Raw genomic sequence first — 2,155 nt, forward strand, 5'->3', positions numbered from 1 at the left:
ATCAACGGTAAAATTATCTATCATTATCTGTCCCTTTTGCGATATGATCTTTTTTATCTCATATAAAAATTATGTTATTAATTACCGGCAGACAGTTCTTCTTCAAGTTGTTCTAATGATTTATTGGATGTTTCTGGTAAGGCGGTAATCACAAAGATAATCGCCAGATAGTTGATAAGAGCAAAAATCAAGAAGACCGGACCCAAGCCAAGTTTCGCCTGAAGCACGGGGAACAAATAACTCACAATGGCATTCATGATCCACATGAAAAATACTGAGATCCCCATAGATAGGCCACGAATCTTTAATGGGAACAGTTCTGCTAATACGACCCAAGTCAGAAAGCCCATCGTACCCTGCATGACCCCGACAAACAGTGCACCCAGCAACCAAATAACAGTGGCCTTTATTTCACCAACCAGATAATAATCCGCGCCAGCAATAATCAAGTGCAGCGTTGCCATCAGGGCAAAACCATACACAATCAGTGTTTTTCGTTTAAAACGATCAACCAGGAACATAACCCCAATAACCATCCCCCCGACAGAAAAAACGCCATTTAACACGTTACAGATTAGCGACATTCTTTCCGAGAATCCGGCAGTTTTTAATATTTCCGTACCATAATACATAATGACGTTAACACCGGTAGTTTGCTGTAAAGCTGCCCAGGCAATACCCACCAAAATTAATTTTAAGATCCACGGTGTTTGAAAAATAATAGCCAAATCATTTTTAGCATACAATTTCTTTTCTTTTTCGATATCAATCAACGTTACGATATCATTAAACTCTTTAATAGCCCGTGGCTCAGGGCGAATTTGTTTTAAAATTGTTAATGCCTCTTCCCGCCTATTTTTACTGATCAACCAACGGGGGCTTTCTGGCGAACGCCACATTCCCACTAACAGGCAAATAGCAGGGATAGTTTGAACCAATAGCATATAACGCCAGACCTCAGGCAGATGGCCCCAGGCAATACCAATTACCGCATTTACTGCAAATGCTGCTAATTGTCCAATAACAATGGCAACTTCATTCAACCCGGTAAGTTTGCCCCGCATTTCTGTCGGCGCAACCTCGGATATAAATGTAGGTGCAGTAACCGATGCCCCGCCTACCGCGTAACCAAGTAAAAATCTGGCAATTAAAAGAGTGGTGATATTAGGCGATAATGCACACAATAACGCACCAAAGAAAAAAACGAAGGAGAGATAGAGCAGGTATTTTCTTCGACCAAAAAAGTCAGCCAATTTTCCGCCAAAAACACTACCAATGGCGGCACCGACCAACAGTACACTCATTACCAGGCCCACAGTCGTCGGCGTCAGGGCCATATTTTCTTTCAATGAAGAAAATGCACCATTAATAACACCGGTATCATAACCAAAGAGCAAGCCACCAAATGTAGCGACTAATGTTATTTGATGTAATCGTTTTCTCTGTTGTGCATTGAGATTCATCATTAACGACATATCATTACCTTTTTATTTGATTATCCATTTAATGTCAAAAAGGGTTTCAAAAAACAAAAGTAACTCCTTCTCCACCTTAAAACATGGAGGTGATGAAGAACTTTTTGACACGCTGATTTATTAATAAGATAAATGCAGTTATTGAAGACAAATAAGCTTTATTCCAGAGTGCAATTTTATATGATTCTTGCTACGGTTTTTATTTTGCATGATCCTTTTGCGCTCCCAATTTTTAAAATGTACCGATTACCGTGGTGGTACTGGTAATACGTTATATTTTGCTAACCCGCCTCAACCGAAGTCCCAGCCCCTCATTCTGCTGACAGCACAAACAAAGGTTGCGGCCTGAAACCAACCGACGGCATGACTGCAATAACCACCACCAATCAATCCAACACTGACTTCTTTCATCTATATCCTCCTGACGAGACAAAAATAGACTATCAATGAATGCTCGCTAGCGGTTTCTGGCGATCCTCAACTGGCGTTATCACTGATAAGTATGTTAACTCACTGTGACACAACATATCATTTGAATTGAAATTAAAATTCTATATCGATCACAATATGGCATTCTAATTTCATTTTTGGCGGGGAAAATTTCAGGTAAAACAGGTGGGCCATCATCAAACATATCATTATCGCACTGATATATAAGTACTATTATTCTTAGAACAGAT

Annotated in this window: 1 protein-coding gene; it reads right to left on the minus strand. The window is 39.9% G+C overall.

Going from position 1 to position 2,155, the window contains the following annotated elements; genetic code table 11:
- Positions 1 to 77 precede the first annotated feature (77 nt).
- Positions 78 to 1,475: a sugar porter family MFS transporter gene (locus tag V2A85_RS23140; protein ID WP_372558573.1), complete on the minus strand. Its 1,398-nt coding sequence runs from the start codon at positions 1,473 to 1,475 to the stop codon at positions 78 to 80.
- Positions 1,476 to 2,155: the final 680 nt, after the last annotated feature.

This window comes from Yersinia sp. 1252 StPb PI (assembly GCF_048593885.1).
GTDB lineage: Bacteria > Pseudomonadota > Gammaproteobacteria > Enterobacterales > Enterobacteriaceae > Yersinia > Yersinia enterocolitica_E.

What these genes read in the sequence shown, in the direction of transcription:
- V2A85_RS23140 (WP_372558573.1), bottom strand. Translation starts at nt 1,475, where the DNA reads ATGTCGTTAATGATGAATCTCAATGCACAACAGAGAAAACGATTACAT.